Annotated in this window: 19 protein-coding genes, 1 pseudogene and 1 other annotated feature; of the genes and pseudogenes, 4 read left to right on the forward strand and 16 right to left on the reverse strand. The window is 64.4% G+C overall.

Annotation, left to right across the window (positions count from 1 at the left end; all coding sequences use genetic code 11):
* The first annotated feature begins 26 nt into the window (after positions 1-26).
* Together ACH5N8_RS00535 and cynS are read left to right on the forward strand one after the other, a co-directional pair.
* Positions 27-1,238, forward strand: a complete 1,212-nt coding sequence (locus ACH5N8_RS00535; RefSeq protein ID WP_483282087.1) for an NAD-dependent formate dehydrogenase — start codon at positions 27-29, stop codon at positions 1,236-1,238.
* 76 nt (positions 1,239-1,314) lie between these two features.
* Complete coding sequence (gene cynS / locus ACH5N8_RS00540) at positions 1,315-1,758, forward strand: cyanase (protein WP_483282088.1); 444 nt, start codon at positions 1,315-1,317, stop codon at positions 1,756-1,758.
* Between the two features lie 37 nt (positions 1,759-1,795).
* On the opposite strand, the gene ACH5N8_RS00545 is transcribed toward cynS, so the two are convergent.
* The 16 genes and pseudogenes from ACH5N8_RS00545 to ACH5N8_RS00620 all read right to left on the reverse strand — a co-directional run bounded on the left by ACH5N8_RS00545 (position 1,796) and on the right by ACH5N8_RS00620 (position 16,356).
* Positions 1,796-3,325 carry a cryptochrome/photolyase family protein gene (locus ACH5N8_RS00545; protein WP_483282089.1) on the reverse strand — a complete coding sequence of 510 codons (1,530 nt, stop codon included), beginning with the start codon at positions 3,323-3,325 and terminating at the stop codon, positions 1,796-1,798.
* Positions 3,322-3,489: a DUF2256 domain-containing protein gene (locus tag ACH5N8_RS00550; protein ID WP_483282090.1), complete on the reverse strand. Its 168-nt coding sequence runs from the start codon at positions 3,487-3,489 to the stop codon at positions 3,322-3,324. Before ACH5N8_RS00550 ends, ACH5N8_RS00545 begins: the two co-directional genes overlap by 4 nt.
* Positions 3,490-3,559: 70 nt before the next feature.
* On the reverse strand, positions 3,560-3,820 hold the full coding sequence (locus tag ACH5N8_RS00555; RefSeq protein WP_483282091.1) for a hypothetical protein: 261 nt from the start codon (positions 3,818-3,820) through the stop codon (positions 3,560-3,562).
* 22 nt (positions 3,821-3,842) lie between these two features.
* Positions 3,843-4,541, reverse strand: a complete 699-nt coding sequence (locus tag ACH5N8_RS00560; protein WP_460027290.1) for a protein-methionine-sulfoxide reductase heme-binding subunit MsrQ — start codon at positions 4,539-4,541, stop codon at positions 3,843-3,845.
* Positions 4,541-5,443 carry a sterol desaturase family protein gene (locus tag ACH5N8_RS00565; RefSeq protein WP_483282092.1) on the reverse strand — a complete coding sequence of 301 codons (903 nt, stop codon included), beginning with the start codon at positions 5,441-5,443 and terminating at the stop codon, positions 4,541-4,543. The genes ACH5N8_RS00560 and ACH5N8_RS00565 overlap by 1 nt, the downstream gene beginning before the upstream one ends.
* 118 nt (positions 5,444-5,561) lie before the next feature.
* Positions 5,562-6,116 carry a glutathione peroxidase gene (locus tag ACH5N8_RS00570; RefSeq protein WP_460027288.1) on the reverse strand — a complete coding sequence of 185 codons (555 nt, stop codon included), beginning with the start codon at positions 6,114-6,116 and terminating at the stop codon, positions 5,562-5,564.
* Between the two features lie 70 nt (positions 6,117-6,186).
* Positions 6,187-6,363 (reverse strand): hypothetical protein, encoded by a 177-nt coding sequence (locus tag ACH5N8_RS00575; RefSeq protein WP_483282093.1) that lies wholly within the window; start codon positions 6,361-6,363, stop codon positions 6,187-6,189.
* Positions 6,364-6,574: 211 nt separating this feature from the next.
* Positions 6,575-9,325: a DEAD/DEAH box helicase gene (locus tag ACH5N8_RS00580; RefSeq protein WP_483282094.1), complete on the reverse strand. Its 2,751-nt coding sequence runs from the start codon at positions 9,323-9,325 to the stop codon at positions 6,575-6,577.
* The gene (locus ACH5N8_RS00585) at positions 9,322-9,762 is read right to left on the reverse strand and encodes an ATP-binding protein (RefSeq protein ID WP_483282095.1); all 441 of its coding nucleotides are present in this window, start codon (positions 9,760-9,762) and stop codon (positions 9,322-9,324) included. Before ACH5N8_RS00585 ends, ACH5N8_RS00580 begins: the two co-directional genes overlap by 4 nt.
* Entirely contained in the window at positions 9,756-10,565 is an 810-nt protein-coding gene (locus ACH5N8_RS00590) for an AlbA family DNA-binding domain-containing protein (RefSeq protein ID WP_483282096.1), read from the reverse strand. The genes ACH5N8_RS00585 and ACH5N8_RS00590 overlap by 7 nt, the downstream gene beginning before the upstream one ends.
* Positions 10,562-11,986, reverse strand: a complete 1,425-nt coding sequence (locus ACH5N8_RS00595; RefSeq protein ID WP_483283158.1) for a site-specific DNA-methyltransferase — start codon at positions 11,984-11,986, stop codon at positions 10,562-10,564. Before ACH5N8_RS00595 ends, ACH5N8_RS00590 begins: the two co-directional genes overlap by 4 nt.
* A protein-coding gene (locus ACH5N8_RS00600) for an IS3 family transposase (protein ID WP_483281862.1) occupies positions 11,971-13,202 on the reverse strand; the annotation gives its coding sequence in 2 pieces (ribosomal slippage) (positions 11,971-12,911 and positions 12,911-13,202; 1,233 coding nt in all). Before ACH5N8_RS00600 ends, ACH5N8_RS00595 begins: the two co-directional genes overlap by 16 nt.
* Positions 12,808-12,924 (reverse strand) — a sequence feature (AL1L pseudoknot). Its footprint overlaps the gene before it by 117 nt.
* 58 nt (positions 13,203-13,260) lie before the next feature.
* Positions 13,261-13,593, reverse strand: a pseudogene (locus ACH5N8_RS00605) (site-specific DNA-methyltransferase); the annotation flags it as partial.
* Between the two features lie 13 nt (positions 13,594-13,606).
* Positions 13,607-15,322, reverse strand: coding sequence for a DUF262 domain-containing protein (locus ACH5N8_RS00610; RefSeq protein ID WP_483282097.1), 1,716 nt, complete (start codon positions 15,320-15,322; stop codon positions 13,607-13,609).
* A gap of 90 nt (positions 15,323-15,412) precedes the next feature.
* Positions 15,413-15,820 (reverse strand): hypothetical protein, encoded by a 408-nt coding sequence (locus ACH5N8_RS00615; RefSeq protein ID WP_483282098.1) that lies wholly within the window; start codon positions 15,818-15,820, stop codon positions 15,413-15,415.
* Positions 15,817-16,356, reverse strand: coding sequence for a hypothetical protein (locus ACH5N8_RS00620; protein WP_483282099.1), 540 nt, complete (start codon positions 16,354-16,356; stop codon positions 15,817-15,819). Before ACH5N8_RS00620 ends, ACH5N8_RS00615 begins: the two co-directional genes overlap by 4 nt.
* Before the next feature lie 605 nt (positions 16,357-16,961).
* On the opposite strand from ACH5N8_RS00620, the gene ACH5N8_RS00625 reads away from it, so the two are divergent.
* Both ACH5N8_RS00625 and ACH5N8_RS00630 read left to right on the forward strand, forming a co-directional pair.
* Positions 16,962-18,779, forward strand: a complete 1,818-nt coding sequence (locus ACH5N8_RS00625; RefSeq protein WP_483282100.1) for a DUF2341 domain-containing protein — start codon at positions 16,962-16,964, stop codon at positions 18,777-18,779.
* A 3-nt stretch (positions 18,780-18,782) separates the two neighbouring features.
* The gene (locus ACH5N8_RS00630) at positions 18,783-19,187 is read left to right on the forward strand and encodes an ExbD/TolR family protein (protein ID WP_460027281.1); all 405 of its coding nucleotides are present in this window, start codon (positions 18,783-18,785) and stop codon (positions 19,185-19,187) included.
* Positions 19,188-19,217: the final 30 nt, after the last annotated feature.

The raw sequence follows: 19,217 nt of genomic DNA on the forward strand, positions 1-19,217 counted from the left end.
CGCAACCATTCCTAAAGGTGGAGAACATGGCAAAAATCGTATGTGTGCTGTACGACGATCCCGTCGATGGTTACCCGACAACCTATGCGCGGGACGACTGTCCGCAGCCGGAGCGTTATCCGGACGGTCAGACCCTGCCGACCCCCAGGGCAATCGATTTCAGGCCGGGCACCCTGCTGGGCAGCGTGTCCGGTGAGCTGGGCCTGCGCCAATACCTGGAAGCCAACGGCCACCAGCTGGTCGTCACCTCCAGCAAGGACGGTGACGGCAGCGTGCTCGACCGCGAGCTGCATGACGCCGAAATCGTCATCTCGCAGCCGTTCTGGCCGGCCTACATGACCGCCGAACGCATCGCCAACGCCAAGAACCTGAAGCTGATCGTCACCGCCGGCATCGGCTCCGACCATACCGATTTGCAGGCGGCGATGGAGCGCGGCATCACGGTTGCCGAGGTCACCTACTGCAACAGCAACAGCGTCGCCGAGCACGTCGTCATGTCGATCCTGGCGCTGGTGCGCAACTTCATCCCGTCCCACCACTGGGTGCTCAAGGGCAGCTGGAACATCGCCGATTGCGTTGCGCGCGCCTATGACCTGGAAGCCATGAGCGTCGGCACGGTGGCGGCGGGGCGGATCGGCCTGCGCGTGCTGCGCCTGCTGAAGCCCTTCGACGTCAAGCTGCATTACCTGGACAGGCACCGCCTGCCGGAAGCGGTGGAACAGGAGTTGAACCTGACCTACCACAGCAGCCTGGAAAGCCTGGCCAGTGTCTGCGACGTGGTGACGCTGAACTGCCCGTTGCACCCGGAAACCGAGCACATGATCAACGATCAGACGCTGAAGCACTTCAAGCGCGGCGCTTACCTGATCAACACCGCGCGCGGCAAGCTGTGCGACCGCGACGCCATCGTCCGCGCCCTGGAAAGCGGCCAACTGGCCGGCTACGCCGGCGATGTCTGGTTCCCGCAGCCGGCGCCAAATGACCATCCCTGGCGGACCATGCCGAACCATGGCATGACCCCGCACATTTCCGGCACCAGCCTGTCGGCACAAACGCGCTATGCGGCCGGTACCCGCGAGATTCTGGAGTGCCACTTCGAAGGCCGGCCGATTCGTGACGAGTACCTGATTGTCCAGGGTGGGCAGCTGGCCGGGGTGGGCGCACATTCCTACAGCAAGGGCAACGCCACGGGGGGATCGGCAGAAGCCGCCAGGTTCAGGAAGACGACGGCGGGCTGAGACCGCGCATCAGGCGGGAGGCCGGCCAGCGGTTGCCGATCCTCTCGCCCCTAATCCTTATTCCAGGAGCATCAACATGAACCGAAATGACGTTACCGAAAGGATCATCGCCGCCAAGATCGCCCGTGGCCTGAAGTGGGCCGATGTCGCCGCGCAAGTCGGACAGAGCAAGGAATGGGTCACGGCCGCCTGCCTGGGACAGATGACGCTCACCCGGGAGCAGGCAGGCGTGGTGGGAACGCTGTTCGACCTGACCGAAGAGGAGCAGCGCTGGTTGACGGTGCCGCCCTGCCGGGGGGCGTCGCTATCGGCGGTGCCCAGTGATCCTCTGGTCTATCGGTTCCATGAGCTGGTCAGCGTATATGGCGCCACCATCAAGGCACTGATTCACGAAGAGTTCGGCGACGGGATCATGAGCGCCATCGATTTCAGGATGGACATCCGGCGCGAGCCGGACCCGAACGGCGACCGGGTGAACATCTCCCTGTCCGGCAAGTTCCTGCCCTACCGGAGTTACTGAAGGCGACTCCGGCGCGTCTCGCCTGGATGGGCCGCGCTCACAGCGCATCCAGGCGGTTCAGCAGCTGTTCCGCGCGAATGCCCAGCGCCCGGCGGTCTTCCGCGCGCATCTGCCCCAGTTGCCGGTAGACCAGCCCCAGCCGGGGATTGCCCGCCAGCCGGTCGGCATGCCGGGCGAAGAAATCCCAGTAGAGGGCGTTGAACGGGCAGGCGCGCTCATCTGTCCGCGCCTTGCGGTCGTAGTGGCAGCCCTTGCAGTAATCGCTCATCCGGTGGATGTAGGCGGCGCTGGAGACGTAGGGCTTGGTGGCCAGCAGCCCGCCATCGGCGTACTGGCTCATGCCGAGCGTGTTGGGCAGCTCCACCCATTCGAAGGCGTCGATGTAGACGCCCAGATACCAGCGGTGCACGGCCATGGGGTCGAGGCCGGCCAGCAGCGCGAAGTTGCCGATGACCATCAGGCGCTGGATATGGTGGGCGTAGGCCTGCGCCAGCGATTGGCCGATGGCGTGGGCCAGGCAGCGCATGCGCGTCTCGCCGGTCCAGAACCAGGCGGGCAGCGGCCGGGTGTGGCCGAAGACATTGCTGTGCTCGTAGCCCGGCATGCGCGCCCAGTAGACGCCGCGGACATACTCGCGCCAGCCCAGTATCTGGCGGATGAAGCCCTCCGCCGCCGCCAGCGGCACCCTGCCCTCGCGGCAGGCCTGCTCGGCCCGCGTCAACACCTCGCGCGGGTTCAGCAGCTTGACGTTCAGGGCGAAGGACAGCAGCGAATGGAACAGCCGCCAGGCGCGGGCGCTCATCGCGTCCTGGTAATCGCCGAAATGCGGGAGCCCGGCGTCGATGAACGCCTCCAGCTGCGTCAGGGCTTCCCGGCGGTCGAGCGGCCAGGCCAGCTGTCCCTCGGCCGGCTCGCCGAAACTGCGGACACCGGCGGCGACGATCGTTCGCCAGAGTGCGCCGTGATCGTGCCGGGCGCGGGTGTCCTCCGGCTCGGCGGGTTGGCCGGGCCAGGCCTTGCGGTTCTCGGCATCGTAATTCCAGCGGCCGCCCAGTGGCTGGCCGCTGGCCGTCAGCAGCACGCCGTGGCGCTGGCGCTGGTGCCGGTAGAAATGCTCCATCAGCCACTGCCGGCGCCCCTCGAACAGGCAGGCCGCGGTGTCGCGGGCGGAGAGGAAGTGCCCGCTGTCGACCATGCGGCCGGGGATGGCAAGCCCCTCCACGTGACGCCGCAGCTGTTCGTCCAGTCGCCATTCGTCGGGGGCCTGATATTCGAAGCGGGCGGCCCGGTGGCGGACGATCAGCCAGTCGAGGTTGCGGGTCAGGGACTGGGTGTTGCGCGGATCGTCGATGGCCAAGTAATGGACCCGGTGGCCGCGGTCCCGGAGTTCCCGGGCGAATGCACGCATGGCGGCGAAGATGGCGAGGATCTTCTGGGCATGGTGCAGGACGTAGTCGGTTTCCTGGCGGATTTCCATCAGGACATGCACCACGTCGGCGCGGGGTGCGCGATACCAGCCATGGCCGGCGTCGAGCTGGTCCCCCAGTATCAGCCGCAGCGTGGTCATGACGTCCCGGTTGCGGCCGGCACCTTGCCGCGGCCCTTGGCGCGCCGGCAGCGTTCCGAGCAGTAGCGCACCTCGGCCCACACCCGCGCCCATCGCTTGCGCCAGGCGAAGGGGCGGCCGCAGGTGGCGCAGAGGCGGCTGGGCAGATCGGCTTTCCTGCGCATGGGGGGCGTGGCCGGAAGCGTGACGGCTGGCCGGCTCACCACGGCCCGGCCAGCATCGGCTCCGGTGGCCTCAATGCCGGTGGCCCTTGAAGAATCGCCGCGCGCGTCGCTCCTTATTGAGGCTGCACAGGGTCGCGACGTAGGCCGCCCGGGGATACTCTCCCGGCGGCGCCGGCGTCTGCACCAGGCCATCGGCGACGCGCTCCAGCTCCTCGTCCGCCGCCCGGTCGGCGCCTCTGGCCAGCGCCCAGAGGCGATTGACCAGCGATCGTTCCGCCCCTGCCGTCAGGCAATGGAGTCTGGCGAACAGGTGCCGGGTGAAGCTATTCATGGTGACCTCCGGGGACGCATGCTCACGGGAATGACGATGGGCTTTGGCTGCCGTGACGGCGTCGCCTGCTCAATCGCAGGATGAACAGGCCGCAGAGAACCAGGATGTAAAGGCCCGGTTCGGTGATGTCGCGCTTGACCAGCCAGAGGAAATGCAGGGTCGCGGCGATGCCCGCCAGATAGATCAGGCGGTGCAGGGGTTTCCAGTGCTTTCCCAGTCGCCGGATCATGGTCCGGGTGGAGGTCGCCGCCAGGGCCGCCAGTATGGCGTAGGCCAGCAGCCCCGCGGTCAGGTAGGGCCGCCTGAGCACGTCCAGGACGATCTCGGCCAGCGCGAAGCTGTGGTCGAAAGCCAGGTAGACCAGCACATGCAGGCTGCCGTAGAAGAACGCGAACAGGCCCAGCAGCCGCCGGATCTGCAACGGCCACAGCCACCCCAGGTGCCGGCGGGCGGGGGTCGCCGCCAGGCACAGCATGAGACAGTTCAAGGTCCAGATGCCGGTGCTGCGCGTCAGGGTCGCCACCGGATCCACGCCCAGCGCATCCAGGGCGAAACGCGCCAGCAGCCACAGGGCTGGCAGGGAGGCCGCCACGAAGGCGGCACGCTGCAACCGCAGCTTGGCCGCCTCCGCGCGCGTCAGTTCCGCCCTCAGCGGGCGGCCAGCGGCAAGGCCGGCGGGGTCGGCGCCCATCGCGGGTCGCTCCGGCGAGGTCGAGGCCATCAGCCGCGCTCGCCCTTGTCGTGCTGGCGCGCATAGACCGGCCGCAGCAGGTAGTTGCCCCGCATCAGGGCGCCCTGCAGCCAGTCCAGCGCCTCGCCGGGCCGCCGCCACAGGCGGGACCACTGTCCGAGGAGTTCGCGGACGCTGATGACGCCGGCATCCGCCAGCCCGATCGCCGTGGGCTCCTGATCCCTGAGCGTGCCGAACAGCCGATCCCACCAGGAGAACACCGCGCCATAGTTGCTGTCATGCTCGGCCCGGAGCACCGAGTGATGGACCCGGTGCAGGCGTGGGACGATGAAGATCCAGCCCCAGCGGCGTTCATGCGGGAACATGACGTTGGTGTGGTGGAACAGGACGAAGATGGCCATCACCGTCTGCATCACCAGCACCACCCCGGCGCCGACCCCGATGATGGCGATGAACAGGATGCGCACCAGCGCCTCCAGGCACAGTTCCACCCCGTGGAAGCGCAGGCCGGTGGTGACGTTCAGCGTCGGGTCGCTGTGGTGGACCCGGTGGAACCGCCATAGTCCGTCCACCTGGTGCGTCAGCCAGTGCCAGCCGTACATGGCCAGGTCCATGAGCAGGAAGGACAGCACGTACTTGGGCCAGGCATCGGGCAGCCGGTTCAGGACGCCATGGCCGGAGAACCGCTCGGCCACCAGATACAGGGCCGGTATCGACAGCACCGACAGGGTGATGTCGTTGAACAGGAACAGGGTCAGGTTGGTGAGATAGGAGTCCTTGACCAGCCTCAGGCCCGGCCGGAGGTAGGGCATGCGGGCCTCCACCCCGGCACAGAGCAGGAGCATCAGGATCACGGCCAGCGCCAGCCAGTCATCGGCCACCGGCAGCCAGGCTTCCGTTTCGGCAGCATTCGCTGATGACGCAATCGTCATGGTCTGTCATCCCCATCTTGACACGGCTGGACCGTCAGACCGGCGTGGCAGCGCAAGGTTTAACAAGCTTACTCATGCGCTGCCACAGGGTCGCCGGCGACGCCGGCAGGCGCGATGTTCACTCCGCCAGCGCCGCTTCGATGGCGCCGCGCAGCAGCAGGTCATCCGGTGCCACCTGTGCCGGGAACACCGTCACGACCTTGCCCTTCCGGTCGATCAGGTATTTCTGGAAATTCCATTGCGGCGCCTTGCCCGAGGCCTGCTCCAGCGCCTTGAAGAAGCCGTTGGCCCTGGCGCCGGATACGGCGCTGCTGGCAAACAGCGGAAAGGTGACGCCGTAATCGCCGATGGCGACGCGGGCGGTATCCGCCGGGTTGTCGTGTTCCTGATTGAAGTCGCCGGACGGGAAGCCCAGCACGACCAGGCCGCGCGCGCGATAGGTCTGGTAGAGGGTTTCCAGGCCCTTGAGCTGCGGCGTGTAGCCGCACTGGCTGGCCGTGTTGACGGCCAGGATCACCTTGCCGCGATAGGCGGAGCAGAAATCGACCGGCGCGCCGCCCTGCAAGGGCTCGGCCGAATAGGACAGCAGCGCGGGACATGGATCGGTCGCCGCCCAGGTTTGCCAGGCGCCGCCCAGCATCAGCAGCAGCGCGGCTTGACGTTGTCTTTTCATGGGTCCTCCGGTTGTCGTTGCCCGCCCGGGTAGACCGGCGAGACCGCGAAAAGTCCCCGCCCGCGCAGTCCTACATCCGCGGCAGGAGAAAGCGGGCGATGGCTCCGCCGGTCACCAGGACCAGGCCGGCCGGGAACATCACGAAGGGTGAATGGACCCAGCCGCCGCCGTTTTTCCAGCCGATGATGGCGTAGCCGATCAGCATCAGCATGCCGAGGCCCATCATGAGGTTTGCTACCGTTTTCATGGCGATCTGTCCGAGGTGTGTGACGGCAACCTGAAGGGTCCGCGCCGGCCTGCCCGCGGCCCGATCGGGCCGATCCGCGGGGCACGGTCGCATCCGGCGCATGGCGTTGCCCGTTGCCATGACCGCTTGCCCCGCTCCCGGATGATGGGGGCCGTCCCGAAGACACCCCGAGCCGGCCGCTGGTTCCGGTATCTCCGCTGTCGCCTGGCGGTCAATCCTTCACTTCAAGGCGGAGCAGGTCCGTCAGCCGCATGGCCTCCTGGATTTCGTCGTGAGGGACCAGCAGATACTTCCACGGCTTGCTGCCGACACTCGCCGTGAATGCCGACGCGTGCTTGCACCATTGCACGGCTGCCGCGGCCTTGGCCTGCACTTCCTGGCGGTTGATGTCGCCGCGCGCCTTGGTCTCCACCATGAGGATGGCCGTGTCCGTCTCGGCCACGAAATCCGGGATGTATTCCGGCTGTTCGGCACCCAGCCTGTAGCAGATGCGGAATTGACCTTTCGCGGGCTTGAACCACTTCAGGGCATCGCGTTCCAGGAGGATGGCGAAGCGCCGTTCGGTATCCGAGTCGAACTTCTGCAGCGGATACAGGCAGCGGGCGAAGCCGCCGAACAGCATCTGCCTGATCTTGCCCAGCTCGGTCACCGTTTCACGATAGTTGTGCGCCGTCTGTCCTTCGACCGCCGTGTAGTGGCACGGCTTCAGTTCTGTGAAGCCGCGACTGATCTGTACCTCGTACTCGGTGGCCGCTTCCCAGAAGTGAGCCATCATCTCGGCCCGGATCAGGCGGGCCAGCTCCGCGCCATAGGTGTCGAACACTTCGTGCAGTTCGTTTTCCGAGTAGTTCTGCGCCTGGTAGTGGGCTACCGCCTGACCGGCCAGGTCGTAGAGCAGCTCCGACTGGGTGAAGTAGTCGATGTCGTCGAAGTCGATCAGCTTCTTGACGATGTAGTCTTCGAAGCGCTGCTCCCTGATGCCCGCCTCCCGGCTCATCGTGAACTGATGATTGGTGCGTAGCACCTGGCCTACGATCTCGCGCTGACCCGGCTGGAAATTGGGCAGCGAACCCAGCTTGAACGGATGGAAGCTGGTGGTGACGTCGCCCGTCGGCACCACGGCAATTTGCGGAATGTCTATGGTGTGCTGGACGACGATCTCGGTGGTCCTGGACACCACAGCCAGCAGGTCGAGCGCAGGCACCCCATCGTCCGTCCCGGCCAGCAAGTCACCTTGGACAGGCCTCAGCCGCTCGGCCACTTCCGCCAGGATGGCCGAATGCACCTCCGGGCTGAGCAGCGCATGGCTGGTCGGCACGAGGTCTCGCCTGAGTTCGTATTTGCCGATCACGTCCATCACCGCACGCGCCGCTTGGCGCTCGCGCTCCGTAGTGAATACTGGCGCAGGTGCTGCACGTTCGGGTGTTGTTACGGTACTGACTGGATGGGTCGTGATGGTCGGCGCTCCGAAGAGGCCAAGGCGCGTCATCGCGACCGAGCCGACTCGTACGCTCATCTTCTTGTCGTCGGCGCTCGGTGCTTCCAGGATCACTTGTTTCAGGCGAATCGGCGAGTCGCCGCGGTTGGCCTCGTCGATGATCTCCTGGAACCTGTCGTGCGCCACGATGTTCAGCCGATCCACCGCCGCGACGCCCGTGCGCTGGCCGTAGGGCAGGCGCAGTCCGCGGCCGATGGACTGCTCGATCAGGGTGCGGGCATTGGCGGCGCGCAGTGGCACGATGGTGTAGAGGTTGGTCACGTCCCAGCCCTCCTTGAGCATGTTGACGTGGATGACAATCTCGGTCGGCTCATCCACGCGCTCCACGGCGAGAAGGCGGGTGATCATCGCTTCCTCTTCCGCGCCGGTGCGGCTGGAATCGACCTGAATCACCTTGCCCGCGTACCGGCCCGCGTAGAAGGCCGCGGATTCGATCAGTGCCTTGAGCTGCGCCGCGTGCGTGGTATCGCGCGCAATCACCAGCATGAAGGGCTTGACCACCGGCACACCGTTCTCGCGGGCGTAGGTGAGCAACTCCACCTTGGTGGTTTCGTGCAGCCGTACACCGTCCTCCAGCTTGATCTTCTCAACCTCTTCCGGCGCGTGCGCCGATGCCGAGAAGTTGCGCTGGGTCACCACGGCAGGCTCCTTGACGAAGCCGTCCTCCATCGCCCGCGCCAGCGGATAGTCCATCACCACGTTCTTGAACGGTACCGGCCCCTTGCCGGACTCCACGAACGGGGTGGCCGTCACCTCTAGGCCAAACAGCGGCTTGAGCTCGTTGATGGCCCGCATGCCGGCCTGCGCGCGGTAGCGATGCGACTCGTCCATCAACAGCACCAGGTCCGGCAGGTTGGCCAAGTGGTTGAAGTAGCTGTCGCCCAGCACCTCGCGCATGCGCTTGATACGTGGCTCCCTGCCGCCGCGCACCTCGGAGTTGATCTTGGCGATGTTGAAGATGTTGATGCGCACGTCGTGGGCGAAGCCCATCGACTGCTCATCCACCGCCGCGCCGGTCTGGTCGTAGTTGTCGCCGGTGATGATCAAGGGCGGCTGCTGGGCGAACTCGGCAATGCCCTTGAACACATACTTCGGCGTATTGCGCGTGAAGTCCGTGATGAGCTTGTTGTAGATCGTCAGGTTGGGCGCCAGCACGAAGAAGTTGTTGATGCCGTGCGCCAGATGCAGGTAGGCGATGAAGGCGCCCATCAGGCGCGTCTTGCCCACACCCGTGGCCAGCGCGAAGCACAGCGATGGAAATTCGCGCTCGAAGTCCTCCAAGGTAGGGAGTTCAGCCTTGAGCGTTGCAAGAATTGCCGGGAGATTGCGCCCTTCGATGGCGCCCTCATGGTCCAGCAGTTCGGGCGCGGCTTGCAGCATACGCCCCAACCTGGCGAGGGATTCAGCTTGCGGCGGTCGCAGCGAGAGCCGGCCGCTGATGGCGTTCAGTACACGGGCATTCATGCAGCGCCCTCCGACATGGCCTGGGCGTAGATGGTCAGGCACAGCTCCAGATCGTCGATGACCTCATACAAGGGTTTCTTTCCGGAAAATTTCTCGCTTTCCCGCAGGATCATTTCAACGCCGAAGCCACCGCGGTCCATCAGGAAGCGTTTGCCCAGCGCCGGATCGTCGACCGGGTAGTAACGTGCGAGCAAACTGGCCAGGATCTCGTTGCGAGGCACGGACAGGCGCGTCATGGATGCCAGGGACAAGGTGCTCGGCAAGGCGCCGGGAGAATGAATTTCCAGGCGATCGGAAAACATGAACAGCCGAATCCGTCGGCCGTGCAGCGAGTAGTCTCGGTGCGCCACGGCGTTGACAATCGCCTCGAAGACCGCATCCAGGTGGTATTGGGGATAGTCGATGCGCCCCAGGCGCTTTCGTGCCGCCGTCACCATGTTGCGACGGACGAAATGCAGGGCATCGAAAATCTGCCGATCCAGCGGGCCGGTAATTTCCAGCCCATCGATCTGATCGTCGGGATTGTTCTGCGGCCCGAGTGCGCAACGGCAATGATTTCGGCATTGCGCAGCCAGCGTGCCGGATTCAGCGTGCCGAGCAGCACGCCAGCCACAGTCGGCACAAACCGCCCATCACGCAGATGCAAGAGGTGCAAGCGTTCGAGTTGGGCGGCGGCGTCGCCTTCTTCTGGTTTGACGAAGCGCCGCAGCAGCAAGGCGTCGAGATCGTCGAAGGTGCAATCGGGAACCTCCTGCTCCTCGAAGCGGATCAAGCGCGCCTGACTGCGTTGCTGGAACAGGCGCGCCAGCGCATCCGGCGGCAGTTCCCGCTTGGCGTGTCCCACGCGACGGAAGTAGCCGTTGGCACTTTGATGCACCCACAGGCTCTTGGGCACCTCCACCACGATGACCGGGCGCCGCTGGCCAGCGTGATCGGGCAGTGCCAGATGGCGCGTCACCACGTCGAGCGGCGGTTTGATGCGGTCGGTGCAAATGGCCGCCAGCCACGCCTCCAGCCGGTCGAGTTGTTCGGGCGGAACGCCCACCACTTCCCGGCGCTTGTCGTCGACACCCAGAATCAACAGGCCGCCGGCGGCGTTGCCCATCGCTGCCAGTTCATCCGACAGCCCGTCGGGGTGCGGGTCGGAGACTTTGCCGTCCGGACGCAGAACCACTCTTTTCAGTTCCAAGGTGGAGTCTTCGCCCAAGCGAATGCGCTCCAGCAGGTGTTCGATGTTCATGCCTCCTCCTCGAACAGGCCGCCCTGTCCGGCGTGAGCGAGCGCCGCTGTCCTGGCCCTGGTCTTCTTGAGGTTCCCGTCCATGGCGGCGGGCTCGGCCTGTTCACGCTGCGCCAGCGGCAGATTGGCGACGTTCAGGCTGTAGTCGTCGTGGCCCCATTCGCAGCGGGCCAGCACCATCTTCGGGATCTTCTTCAGCGTCAGGTTGGGCCAGCGCTCGGCGGCCTGCGTCGCCGTCACCCCCCGGAAGGCCGAACAGCACACCAACAGGCTGCGCGCCGTGCCCACCTCGTCGGCCAGCGCCTGCAACTGTTCGGCGGACAGGTTCTGCGTGGTCACAAAAATGAAATCCCGCTCGCTGGAGTGGCCGTGCTGCCACCAGTGCGTTTCTGACGGCGCGTAGTTGAAGCCTTCCAGCTTGGCCAGCGCTTCGGCCAGTTGCGCAGCGTTGTACTCCGGATTGATGACCGGGTTGCCCCAGCGGTCGTTGACGATCAGCGTGGGGGCGAGGCGGTAGTAGCGGAAGCCGCCGCCGCCCTGCCAGCTGACGGCCTTGCTGATGCCGCCCGCGTCCTCGCCGTCGATGACCTTCTTCAGGCGCGGGATGATGTGCGTGTGGCAGTGCTCGCCCAGCTCCACCATGATCCAGCGGCGGCCCATCTTGTGGGCGACGGCGCCGGTCGTGCCGGAGCCGGCGAAGGAATCGAGGACGAGGTCGCCTGGGCTCGTGGCGATCTCAATTATTCGTTTCATCAGTCGCTCAGGTTTAGGCGTATCGAACGCATCAACCTTCCCAAACAACGAATGAATCTCCTTCTTTGACTCGTCGGTGTGCCCAACCTCATCATGCGGCCACCATGTCCAAGGAACGTACCCCTCGACCTCCGAGAGATAGCGGATTACATTTGGCTGGGAATCCCCGTTCTTTCCAAAATAGATGCGACCTTCGTCGCGCAGGCGCTCAAACGTGGCTTTACTCAAGCCCCAGCATCGACCTTTAGGTGGAACGAAAACTGCACCTGAAGGTGAGACGATCTCATAGAACTGCTCTTTCGTGGCGTGCCCCTCTTGAGCCGTCATTGGAATTGGACGCCAAGGGCCCTTCGGATCGTTATTTGGGTTTCGGTAGACCTTCGTTTGCTCGGGTGTTGGCGGCACCTTGTTTCGGATCGCCTTAAACGTCACAGGATCAACTGCATAGGTAAGAACGTACTCATGAACATCGCCGATCGCTTCTCGGTTCTCGCGTGAATAGCGCTTCTGCCAGACATTGGATGCTATAAAACACCGTCTCCCAAATACCTCGTCCAATAGAACACGAAGATATGGAGCTTCGTAGTCGTCAATAGAGACCCAAAGCGAACCATCTGTCTGAACGGCCCCGGGTATCGAGGAGGCCAGTTGGTTTAAGTTGAGGCCGATGTGGCGGCCTCACTGGCGAGTTGCCGCCAGTAGTTTGCCTCAGCTTCTGCCGGAGGGATGCCCCCAATCGGCTTGAGCAGTCGGATGTGGTTGAACCAATGCACCCATTGCAGGGTGGCCAGTTCCACGGATTCCCTGGTTTTCCAGGGGCCCCGGCGGTGAATCCATTCGGCTTTGTACAGCCCGTTGATGGTCTCGGCCAGCGCGTTGTCGTAGGAGTCGCCCTTGCTCCCGACCGAGGGTCGGATGCCGGCTTCGGACAGGCGTTCCGTGTACCGAATGGACAGGTATTGCGACCCCCTGTCCGAATGGTGCACCAGGGCATTGGCAGCGGGCTGACGCTCGTACAGGGCCTGCTCCAGCGCATCAAGCACGAAGTCCGTCTGCATGGTGCGGCTGACGCGCCAGCCCACGATGCGCCGGGCAAACACGTCGACGACGAAGGCCACGTACAGCCAGCCCTGCCACGTGCTGACGTAGGTGAAGTCCGACACCCACAGTTGATTGGGACGCTCGGCCTTGAACACCCGATTGACCCGGTCCAGCGGGCACGGCGCTGCTGCATCTGGCGTGGTCGTGCGAACGCTCTTGCCTCGACGCGCGCCCTGCAGCCCCAGGCGCCTCATCAGCCGCTCGACCGTGCAACGCGCCACCCGGATGCCTTCGCGGTTCATCTGCAGCCAGACCTTGTCGGCACCGTAGACCTGCCAGTTGGCGTGCCACACGCGCTGGATGTCAGCCGCAAGGGCCTGGTCACGCTGGGCGCGGGCGCTGCGCAGTTCAGGCCGGCGCCGGCGGGCCGCGTGGCGCCAATAACACGACGGGGCCATCTGCAACACCTGGCAGATGGACTCGACCCCGAACATGTTGCGGTGCTGGTCGATGAAGCGCTTCAGCTCTTCAAACGGCGGTCGAGCTCCGCCTGGGCGAAAAACGCGCCGGCGGCCTTGAGGATGTCGTTGGCGCGGCGCAGCTCCTTGTTCTCACGCTCCAGTTGCTTGAGGCGTTCGCGCTCGCTGCTGCTCAGGCCATCACGCTGGCCGGCATCGACTTCCTCGCGCTTGACCCAGTCCAGCAGCGTCTGCGGCACGCAGCCAATCTTGGGCGCAATCGATTCCACGGCTGCCCACAGCGACGGGTAGTCGCCCCGGTGCTCTTGCACCATGCGCACAGCGCGCTCGCGCACCTCGGGTGAGAACTTTGTTGACTTGTTCATGGCTCCATCTTCTCAAGTGTTGGAGCCTCCTCAAAACCCGGGGCCGTTCAGTCGGGTGTAGCAAACGCTTGATTATCTCCAGCCGGTCCCGCATCAAGCCAAGCCAGATGGAATGTTCAAGACCATCTTCATAGTGAGTAAACGCACTACCCGTGTTGTACGGCGGATCGATGTAGATGCACTTCACCTTCCCGGTGAACTCTTGCTCCAGCGCCTTGAGCGCGAGCAGGTTGTCGCCGAAGATCAGCCGGTTGTCGAAGATGTCGTTGTCCGACACGCGATGCCTGGCGTGATAGGACTTCTCCGGGTCTTCGAGCAGGATGCGCGGCTCCAGCTTCGGCCGCTTCTCCTTGCCGATCCAGGTGAGTTCCAGTTTTTGTTTGTTGCTCATCAATACGTCCTGATCAACTCAATTGGGCAATGCGCCAGATGGCGGTGGCCTGGTCGGCCATCCAGTTCTGCCGTACCGCAATTCGTTCGGGTGTCCATTCGGCGTTGTCCACGGCGACTTTCTGCGTCAGAACAAATCCGCTTTGCTGATAGTCAGGCCGTTTGGCGGCGTAGTCGGCATTGCTGGCGTCGCGGTTGGCACCCGTCTGCATCAGGGTCATGTTGCCCAGCCGATACAGCAGGCCATCCATCTCTTCGTTGCTGAATCCGCCCCAGCCATCGGGGGCGTGCTGCGGCAGGATATGTTCGATGTTGAAAGCGTCGCTGGTGAAGCTGTGGTCGTTGCCGGAGAGCTGCCGCTCCAGCGCGCACAGGATGAGGCGCACCACACGGTTATTGCGCGAATCGGTGGTGCGGATGATTTTTTCGGCGAATGCCGCGCGAAACGCCCGGTCTTCAACATAGATGCTCCGCATCGCTGACAACGTATCGGATAGCTCCCGCAGCTCCCCCTTGGCAATGCGCTCGGCGACGGTGTTGTAGGTGCGCTCCTGCTCGGCTGTGCCGAAGGCGCCGATGACGTTGTAGCGCATCGAAATGACCACAGTCGCCCGCAGCAAGCCGGAGAAATTGCTGGCGTCGAAGCTGCGCCGTGCGGCCAGCAGCAATGGGTAGGGTTGACGTACCCGGAAGGTTTTGAGTACGCCGGCGTTGTGCTTGTCCTCGGGCGGCCAGTCCGAGACTTCCGGCGAGGTCAATGCCAGGTAGGTGTCGAGGTCTTCTTCCATGCCGCGCAGCAGACCGAAAACGGCTTCGCGATCCATGATCTTCGAGCGGATGGTCTTGAACAGATCGGCTTGCCGGGCAAAATTGCGCCGGCTGTTCCAGTGAGCGCGCAGGAAGTCGGGAAAGTTTTCCGATTGCAGCCGTCCGACGAGCGACTCCCAGCGTTCTTCCAGACTGTGCAATTCGTGGTCGGACTCGCCGCCGCGATCGAGTACGGAAAATAGGTAATTCTTCAGCAGGTCGGTGGCGGACAGACGCACGCCACGCGCATTCAGAGTCTCGAAAACCTTGTAAGCGTTCAGCTCGTCCGTGACCGTGATGACGGTGAAGAACAGCTTGTCGCTGATGTCCTCGACAAGTTGCGCCAGGCGCGCTCCTTCGTTGCCAGTGCGTGCCTTGAGGTAGGTCGCAATCTGCTTGTCGAACCACTCGAACGCCTTGCGCAAGGAATGCTCGGAGGCACGCAGGTTGCGTCTGGGCAAGTGCCCGAGCGGCAAGAGGTAGTCGCGGTAGTAGGCGTTGTTGTTGCGGTTCAGGGCGAGTTTTGGCCGGGCGATCAGGGTCACCGGATCGAGATAGCCGATATAGGTTTGCCGGATTTGGTTGATACGCTGGGTGTTGGCATCCCCCTCGTTGCCGGCTTCGATCTGGCGCTGGAGATTCTTCAGGACAGCCAGCACGATCAGGCTGAGCGTAGTCAGGCGCTGTTGGCCATCGATGACATCGAAAGTCTTGTCATCCGCGGACTGCAGGACGAGATAGCCCATGTAATGAGAAGACTCTCCATCTGGGTTGAAGGTGGCAAGAATGTCCGCCCACAGGTCTTCCCACTCGTCACTGGTCCAGCTGTAGTCGCGCTGGAAGCGCGGGATGCGGTAGGTCAAGCCATTGCCGATAAGTTTGCGAAAGGTGTTGTTTTCGGTCCTGAAGTTGGTTGCGGCCATGTGCGGTACCTTCCTATAGCAGTTCCCATTCGATGGTAAACAACGTGCGCTCCTCGACCTGCTCTTGGAGTTGCACTTCAAACTGACTGATCAAGTCGTTGTGCTGCGCTTGCCTTCCAGCTCGCGCTGCTTCTTCTGCCATGACAGTTTTTCTTCCAGCGCCGGCGAGGTCGCGGTGGTGCGGCGCACACCCTTGATCTCCTGCTCCGGACCCAGCTTCAGGTCGTCCGCCCAGGCATCCAGCTTCTGGACTTCCTGCTCGAAGTAGCCGAGGTTGCACTGGTTGACGTCGCGCAGGAGTGCGGTCTTGCGGGCTTCCACGTCGGCCGGCAAGGGGTCATCAGGGGCGTTGAACAGGCTCGCTGCTTGCGTGGTCGCGGGCAGGCGCAGCAGTTTTTCCGGGTCTTCTTCCGCGAGTGCGACGCCGTCGGTCGTGCATGCGGCAATCAGCAGATGCTGCTCCTGATTGCCGGGTGTCTCGACCGAGATCAGCTTCACGGTGAGCCATCCGGCCTCGCCGCGCCAGGCTTCAAGCGTGCTGATCTTTGCACCGTGAGCGTTGTGGTCGAAGACGAGACGCGCCCTGTCGAGTGCCCGAGCCTTGGCCTGCTCGATTCCCCATCGCGCCAGCAGATGATGGATGCGGTAGAGGTGCGCGTCGCCGGAGCGGCGGGGTAATTCGTGGCGTCCCAGCTCGATGCCCGCGAGGCCGCTGTGCTCGCTTCCAGCGCACCCGCAATCGCGTGCGTGCCGGAAGCGATCACCTTCCGTCGCCGTTCGGCCCAGCGCTCCGAGATGACCAAGCCGGCTTCGATGGTCTTGCCCGGACCCACCTCGTCGGCGAGGATCACGCCACGCGAGAGAAGGTTGCGGCAAGCGAAGCGCGCGGCCTCGACCTGATGGGGATTCCGATCGACTTGCGAATCGACCAGGGTCGAAGTCAGCGACTCCACGGAGTCGCCCGCGGCACGCCGGGCGAGCAGCCAGGCAAAGTACTGGCTCCGATGCGACGTCGGAAGCTGCAGTATTGTCAACGGCGACCCTCCTTTTGTTCTTCCCCGCGCGTGATTCGGCGGCCGGCTGGCCCAGGCTCGCTGCGCCGCCAGGTTTCTCCTGGCGGATGCTGGATTTTACGTGCCGGGACTGGCCGATTTTCCGGCATTGCGGCGTCATCGACCAGCGATCGGGCTCATGGGTATCCCGGTCCTGGCGACCGCAGCCGGCGTTTGTCGCCACCCCTCATCCTGGCGAAGACCAGTGCCGGCCCCCGTCGGCGATGACGGCCGGATCGTCGTCCGTACTGATATAAGGCTCTATTAATAGCGATGGCTGGTGGCCGCTTCCCCGCCCTGTCGGCGCGCGCCATGTCCCGGTATCCCGCTTCTCGGACCGAACTCCTTTTCCTGATAACAAGGCGCTGACTGCCCGCGCTGCTTGCGGGGCAGAGGGCATCGGCTGGTCGCCAGGGTCCTGGCAGCCGATCCTGGGCTACCCATGGCGGGATCGGCTGGTTCAATATATGTCATGGTATATAGCGATGGTGGCAAGCTGTCATCGACTCGTAACCTGCGCTTCACCCTCCTGTAACAGGGCGGTCACATAATGCCCGGCCTTAACCCTTACCGATCAGTCTCCGAACATGAGCCGACGCTTTTACTGCCTGGTTTTTCTGCTGGCGCTGCTGCCCCCGAGTCTTGCCCTGGCCTGGTGGAACGACGAGTGGAAGTCGCGCAAGGAGATCTCCGTCGATGCCAGCATCACCGGCGCGGACATCAAGGAGACGCTGGTCGATTTTCCGGTACTGGTGCGTCTGCACGCGGGCAACTTCAGCTATTTCAGCGAGCTGGCGGAGGGTGGCAAGGACATCCGCTTCATGGCCGACGACAAGACGCCGCTCAAGTTTCAGGTCGAGAAGTACGACGCCGTCAACGAGATGGCCCTGATCTGGGTGCGGGCACCGAAAGTCCAGGGCGGCGCCACCACCGACAAGTTCATGATGTATTACGGCAACGAGGATGCCGCGCCGCCCGACAGTGGCCAGGGCGTCTACGACGACGGCATGGCGCTGGTCTATCACTTCGACGAGACCCAGCCCGTGCCGCAGGACGCGACCGCCAACAACAACCACGCGGCCAGTTCCACGGCGGCGAACGAGACCGGCGGCTGGATCGGTGCCGCCGCCCGGTTCGCCGGCAACGGCGTCATCACCGTCAATCCGACGCCAGCGCTGGCCATCGATCCTGCCAAGGGCTGGACTTTCAGCGCCTGGCTGAAGGCGGAGCCGCCCCAGGCCGAGGCGCACGTGATGAAGGCGGTGGACACGCAGTCGGCGATCGAGCTGATGGTGCGCCCGGTCGGTCTGGTGGCGCGCTACACCACCGCCGCCGGCGGTTCGGTCGAGACGCCACCGGCGCCGCTGGCGGCACCGGCCCAGTGGCGGCATGTCGCCGTGGTGCTGCGGGCCGACAAGCTGGAACTGTTCGTGGATGGCGCCAACGTCTCCGAGGTGCCGGTCGCGGCGGCGCCCATGAACCCGACCCTGACGCTGGGCGGGCTGGCCGGGGGCAGCTTCCTCACCGGCCTGCTGGACGAGGTGCAGGTTGCCACCGTCGCCCGCTCGGTCGACTGGCTGAAGATCGCCGCCCGCAGCCAGAGTCCCGATTACACCGTCGTCACCATGGGCGGCGACGAGGGGCAGGATGCCGGTGGCGACAGCTCCTTCGGCGTCATCATCCAGAACGTCACCATCGATGGCTGGGTGGTCATCGGCCTGACCGGCATCATGTTCGTGATGGCGGTGGTGGTCATGGCCATCAAGGTGGTGGTGTTGCGCCGGGTGCGCAAGGACAACCAGGCTTTCCTGGACGCCTACGCGCGGCTGTCGGTGGACGCCGATCTCGCCGCGCTGGACCAGGAGGAGACCGAGGAGGACAGGGAGCTCGGCGAATCCGATTTCCTCCAGGCCATCGCCGGCAGCCATGACCACTACCAGAGCTCGCCGCTCTACCACCTCTACCACACCGGCATCCGCGAGATGAACAAGCGGCTCGGCAAGGGCAGCAGGCCGCTGTCGCCGGAGGCGCTGAACGTCATCCAGACGGCGCTGGACGCGATCCTGGTGCGGGAAACCCAGCGGCTCAACAGCAAGATGGTGCTGCTCTCCATCGCCATCGCCGGTGGCCCCTACCTGGGCCTGCTCGGCACGGTCGTCGGCGTCATGATCACCTTCGCGGTCATCGCCGCCACCGGCGACGTCAACATCAATGCGATCGCGCCCGGCATCGCCGCGGCCCTGCTTGCCACCGTGGCCGGCCTCGCCGTCGCCATCCCGGCGCTGTTTGCCTACAACTACCTGACGGTGCAGATCAAGGACGTGATCGCCGACATGCGCGTGTTCGCCGACGAGTTCCTGGCCATGATCGCCGAGCGGGCCGCCGACCGCTGCCGCGCGGAGTAAGCCATGAAGGTCGATTCCGAAGAAAAGATCTACGACGACATCAACATCACCCCGATGCTGGATGTCGCCTATGTGCTGCTGCTGATCTTCATCATCATGACGACGGCGACGGTGCAGGGCATCACCGTCAACCTGCCCAAGGCCAGCAGCAGTCCCAGCCTGGCCAAGCCCAAGACCAAGGCGGTCTCGATCACCCAGGACGGCACCCTGTACCTGGACACCTACCCGGTCACCCTGGCGGAGCTGGAAACCCGCCTGGCGCAGTACAAGGCGGCGACGCCGGACCTGCCGGTCGTCATCAAGGCCGATGCCAGCATCCAGTACCAGAAGGTGGTCGAGGTGCTGGACGTGGTGACGCGCCTGGAAATCGGGCAGCTGGGCCTGGTGACGCAGAAGCTCGTCAAGTAGCGCTGCCATGAGAGTCCTTGCCGCCGCCAC

Source organism: Methyloparacoccus sp. NF-16 (assembly GCF_056880625.1).

What these genes read in the sequence shown, in the direction of transcription:
- ACH5N8_RS00575 (WP_483282093.1), bottom strand. Translation starts at nt 6,363, where the DNA reads ATGAAAACGGTAGCAAACCTCATGATGGGCCTCGGCATGCTGATGCTG.
- ACH5N8_RS00555 (WP_483282091.1), bottom strand. Translation starts at nt 3,820, where the DNA reads ATGAATAGCTTCACCCGGCACCTGTTCGCCAGACTCCATTGCCTGACG.
- ACH5N8_RS00625 (WP_483282100.1), top strand. Translation starts at nt 16,962, where the DNA reads ATGAGCCGACGCTTTTACTGCCTGGTTTTTCTGCTGGCGCTGCTGCCC.
- cynS (WP_483282088.1), top strand. Translation starts at nt 1,315, where the DNA reads ATGAACCGAAATGACGTTACCGAAAGGATCATCGCCGCCAAGATCGCC.
- ACH5N8_RS00535 (WP_483282087.1), top strand. Translation starts at nt 27, where the DNA reads ATGGCAAAAATCGTATGTGTGCTGTACGACGATCCCGTCGATGGTTAC.
- ACH5N8_RS00560 (WP_460027290.1), bottom strand. Translation starts at nt 4,541, where the DNA reads ATGGCCTCGACCTCGCCGGAGCGACCCGCGATGGGCGCCGACCCCGCC.
- ACH5N8_RS00585 (WP_483282095.1), bottom strand. Translation starts at nt 9,762, where the DNA reads ATGGTGACGGCGGCACGAAAGCGCCTGGGGCGCATCGACTATCCCCAA.
- ACH5N8_RS00630 (WP_460027281.1), top strand. Translation starts at nt 18,783, where the DNA reads ATGAAGGTCGATTCCGAAGAAAAGATCTACGACGACATCAACATCACC.
- ACH5N8_RS00550 (WP_483282090.1), bottom strand. Translation starts at nt 3,489, where the DNA reads ATGCGCAGGAAAGCCGATCTGCCCAGCCGCCTCTGCGCCACCTGCGGC.
- ACH5N8_RS00545 (WP_483282089.1), bottom strand. Translation starts at nt 3,325, where the DNA reads ATGACCACGCTGCGGCTGATACTGGGGGACCAGCTCGACGCCGGCCAT.
- ACH5N8_RS00580 (WP_483282094.1), bottom strand. Translation starts at nt 9,325, where the DNA reads ATGAATGCCCGTGTACTGAACGCCATCAGCGGCCGGCTCTCGCTGCGA.
- ACH5N8_RS00565 (WP_483282092.1), bottom strand. Translation starts at nt 5,443, where the DNA reads ATGACGATTGCGTCATCAGCGAATGCTGCCGAAACGGAAGCCTGGCTG.
- ACH5N8_RS00590 (WP_483282096.1), bottom strand. Translation starts at nt 10,565, where the DNA reads ATGAACATCGAACACCTGCTGGAGCGCATTCGCTTGGGCGAAGACTCC.
- ACH5N8_RS00570 (WP_460027288.1), bottom strand. Translation starts at nt 6,116, where the DNA reads ATGAAAAGACAACGTCAAGCCGCGCTGCTGCTGATGCTGGGCGGCGCC.
- ACH5N8_RS00610 (WP_483282097.1), bottom strand. Translation starts at nt 15,322, where the DNA reads ATGGCCGCAACCAACTTCAGGACCGAAAACAACACCTTTCGCAAACTT.